Source organism: uncultured Jannaschia sp. (assembly GCF_947494055.1).
Lineage (GTDB): Bacteria > Pseudomonadota > Alphaproteobacteria > Rhodobacterales > Rhodobacteraceae > Jannaschia.
In genome coordinates this window covers 1-3,530 of record NZ_CANLTR010000098.1, presented here as the reverse complement: position 1 = coordinate 3,530, position 3,530 = coordinate 1, and the positions used below count along the sequence as shown (strand labels likewise).

Annotated in this window: 3 protein-coding genes and 2 pseudogenes; 1 reads left to right on the top strand and 4 read right to left on the bottom strand. The window is 61.5% G+C overall.

Going from position 1 to position 3,530, the window contains the following annotated elements:
* Positions 1 to 201, top strand: a pseudogene (locus Q1A87_RS23045) (IS256 family transposase); the annotation flags it as partial.
* Positions 202 to 684: 483 nt separating this feature from the next.
* Here Q1A87_RS23045 and minE read toward each other — a convergent pair.
* From minE to Q1A87_RS23025, 4 genes and pseudogenes are all read right to left on the bottom strand, one after another.
* Positions 685 to 954 (bottom strand): cell division topological specificity factor MinE, encoded by a 270-nt coding sequence (gene minE, locus Q1A87_RS23040; protein ID WP_299657072.1) that lies wholly within the window; start codon positions 952 to 954, stop codon positions 685 to 687.
* A 3-nt stretch (positions 955 to 957) separates the two neighbouring features.
* Positions 958 to 1,776, bottom strand: coding sequence for a septum site-determining protein MinD (gene minD, locus Q1A87_RS23035; RefSeq protein WP_299657069.1), 819 nt, complete (start codon positions 1,774 to 1,776; stop codon positions 958 to 960).
* 26 nt (positions 1,777 to 1,802) lie between these two features.
* Positions 1,803 to 2,567 (bottom strand): septum site-determining protein MinC, encoded by a 765-nt coding sequence (gene minC / locus Q1A87_RS23030; RefSeq protein ID WP_299657066.1) that lies wholly within the window; start codon positions 2,565 to 2,567, stop codon positions 1,803 to 1,805.
* Positions 2,568 to 2,857: 290 nt separating this feature from the next.
* Positions 2,858 to 3,456, bottom strand: a pseudogene (locus Q1A87_RS23025) (DDE-type integrase/transposase/recombinase); the annotation flags it as partial.
* Between the last annotated feature and the right edge of the window lie 74 nt (positions 3,457 to 3,530).

Genomic DNA, 3,530 nt, shown 5'->3' with positions numbered 1-3,530 from the left:
CGAGAGCACATTCGCCACCGTCCGCCACCGAACGAAACGCACCAAGGGCTGCCTCAGCCGCAAGACCGGCTTGGCCAGGGCGTTCAAGCTATGATGTCGGCGCAGAAGAAGTGGCGCAAACTCGACGGTCAGAACCGCCTGCCAGAGATCATCAGCAGGGTTGAGTTCCGCGACGGCGTCCGTCAGCTTCAAACTGCCGCCCGATCACGCGTCACCAACTTCCGCGCATATCTCGGACATCCGAGTTTGGATCTACAGCGACCATTTCGTCCGGGGCTTCTCCGAGTGCGGCGGCAAAGCACTCCCGCAGGATCACAGGGCGCGTGGCTAAAGAGAGCAGGAAATTGAGATAAGCAGCTTGCCAAAACGGCTTCCAACCATGAAGGGTCTCCGTCCATCAGAGCCTGCTCCAGCTTCGGAAGCTGTACCAAGCCCTAGTTGATGGACGCACTCCTCGTAGCGGTGCTTCAACACTCACTACCTTGGCGCATCCGATGCCGCCGTGGGGGCGCCCAGCCAGTTGGTTACCTATCTGTAACCCGGCATTGGTCGTATCATCTGCCAAAACCCTTAGATGTAACCGTCGAGAATTGAACCGGCTGATTACCTAGCCTGAATAAGTAGAAAATCTGCTTTCGACACTCTTGGAACCATTAAACCGCGTCGGCGCCGTTCCAGTCATCCTCAGCCCGCTTGGCGGGGCTGAGCATCGGGAACTTCTATATTGATCTCGAGGCTCGACATGTCGTCGCCGCGCTCGAGCTTTATCTCCACCGCGTTGCTGTCGACCTGCATGTGCCGCCGGACGACCTCGAGGATGTCGCGCTGGAGAAGCGGCAGCAGGTCCGAACGGGCGCGATCGCTGCGATCGTGGGCAAGCAGGATCTGCAGGCGCTCCTTGGCGGCCTGGGCGCTGTTGGTCCGGCGTGGCTGTTGGCGAAAGAAACCGAACATCGCTTAAGCCCTCCGACCCAGGAAGCGCCGCAGGAAGCCGGGACGCTCCTCGGGCTGGATGCGCATCTCGAGTTGCTCGCCGATCAGCCGTGAGACCGCGTCCTCGTAGGCCTTTCCGGCATTGGACGCTTCGTCCATCGTAACCGGCATCCCGACATTGGAAGCGCGCAGCACCGTTGGGCTCTCGGGGATGATGCCCAGAAGCGGAATGGCGAGGATTTCCAGCACGTCCTCGATGGGCATCATCTCGCCCCTCGTAACACGGTCGGTGTCGTAGCGGGTCAGCAGAAGATGAGCCTTGACCCCCTCGCCGTCGCCCTTTTCGGCGCGCCGGGTCTTGGAATTCAGAAGCCCGAGGACCCGGTCGCTGTCACGCACCGAGGAGACCTCGGGATTGGTCACGACGACGGCCTCGTCGGCGAAATACATGGCGAGATGCGCACCGCGCTCGATGCCGGCAGGACTGTCGCAGATGATGTAGTCGAACTCCTCCTTGAGTTCGCCCAGTACCTTCTCGACGCCTTCTAGCGTCAACGCGTCCTTGTCGCGAGTCTGCGAGGTGGGCAGCACCGACAGCGTATCGAGACGGCGGTCCTTGACCAGCGCCTGCTTCAATTTGGCGTCGCCTTGAATGACGTTGATGAGGTCGAACACCACGCGGCGCTCGCATCCCATGATCAGGTCGAGGTTGCGGAGCCCCACGTCGAAATCGATCACGACGGTCTTATGGCCGCGCTTGGCGAGACCCGCCCCGATGGCGGCGGTGGACGTGGTCTTGCCGACGCCACCCTTTCCGGATGTGACGACAATAGTCTTGGCCAAGGGATGTCCTCCTGTTCTGGGAAGGGCTATGCGAGTTTCTCGATACAGAGCATCTCGTCGCGCAGGAAGACCTGCACACGCTCATTTCGGATTTCCGGGCTCATGCTTTCGCTGGTCTTGTACAGGCCCGAGATGGCGAGGAGTTCAGCGTCGAGGCTCTGGCAGAAGATGCGTGCATTGGTGTCGCCGTTGACGCCGGCCAAGGCACGGCCGCGTAATCGGCCGTAGACATGTATGCTTCCCTCGGCAATCAGTTCGGCCCCCGCGCTGACCGCGGCGACCACGACCAGATCGCCGCGATCGTTGAAGATGCGCTGGCCCGACCGCACCGGCTCCGTAATCAGGCGCGACGCTGGGGCGATCTCCGGTTCGGTTTGGACCGGCGTGGGTTTCGGGCTCTGGTCGTGCTTGCGGGCGTTGCGCTCGAGTGGGACCTCGCGGCCGCCCGGCATCGCGACCAGCCCGGCCGCGCGCGCCACTGCGACCTGCTCCTGGGTCCCGTTCTGAACGCCGAACACCGACAGGCCACGATTCTTCAGCCCGTCGATAAGGCGTACGAGCTCGGCCTTCGGCAGGGTCCCGGCCACCTTCTCGAGGTCGAGCACCATGGGGGCGTCGTCGAAGAAGGCGGGGGCCTGGTTGATATGCGCGTCGAGCGCGGCGAGGAAAGCGTCGTCCACGCCCGTGTCGAGTCGCAGCGCAACGGCTGTGAAGAATCGGCCACGGATCTGGAACGGCTTGATGGAGGCGGGGCTTGCCGCGGCGTTGGTTCGGACGTCTTGTCGTTGCACGCGAGCGGAACCTTCCTGCGGACGTTACGAAAAGTAGTTACGGGTCTTGGAACGCCGATGTTGCCCGTCTTTAATCGTAGCGCCAGCCGCGGACAACCGTCCAATCGGCTTGTCGGGACCCGTCGACAGGTCGTTGCCAACTCCTGACAATCAGCGTGGATCCGAAGTGGTGAATCAACGGCGGAGAGATGGCGACGGCCTGACCGGGGGGGCTTTAAAGTTGCTTTTCAGAGGCGGCTTGGATTATCTGAACAAGTTCTGGGTGCTTCCTAAGTGGATTTTCGCCTTGATTACGCTGGGGCTGCCTCGGGCATCAGAGGTTTGAAGTAAGCCTGATTGGGCGTTTTCCCGTCAAGCGATGAATTCGGGCGGCGGCTGTTGTAAAAGCGCAGGTAGCGTCCGATCGGGGCGCGGGCCTCCGAGACGCCGACGTAGGCGTGCAGATATACCTCTTCGTATTTGATAGTCCGCCAGAGGCGCTCGACCACTACTCCGCAGGGCATCGCTCCGCGATGTCCCGGGAAGGGGGAAGACTTTGTCGCGCCATGCGCCTTTACCGTCTGTTACCGGCAGGTGATGGCAAGCAATCACCGAGAGGCATGCTGATTTCGATTCTCCGTGCCGCCAGCACGGCGATGAGGTCGGTCGAAGTGAACTGGCTGCCTTGATCGCTGTTGAAGATCACGGGCGTGCCGTGTCATGTCAGCGCCTCCTCGACGACTTCGATACAGAAATCTGCCTCGAGCGTGGTCGACACCCCCCAGGACAGCATCCGGCGCGTGAACCAGTCCAGCACGGCGGCCAAATAGATAAAGCTGCGCCATCGGGATTAGGTGATGTCCATGGCCCAGACCTGGTTGGGCCGTGTAATCGGTAGTTTCTTCAGCAGATTGGAGTGCGCCCTTATGGCTGGACAGGATCAGGCCGCGGTTTTGACCGGCTGGCGGGCGTTGTTGATCTCGT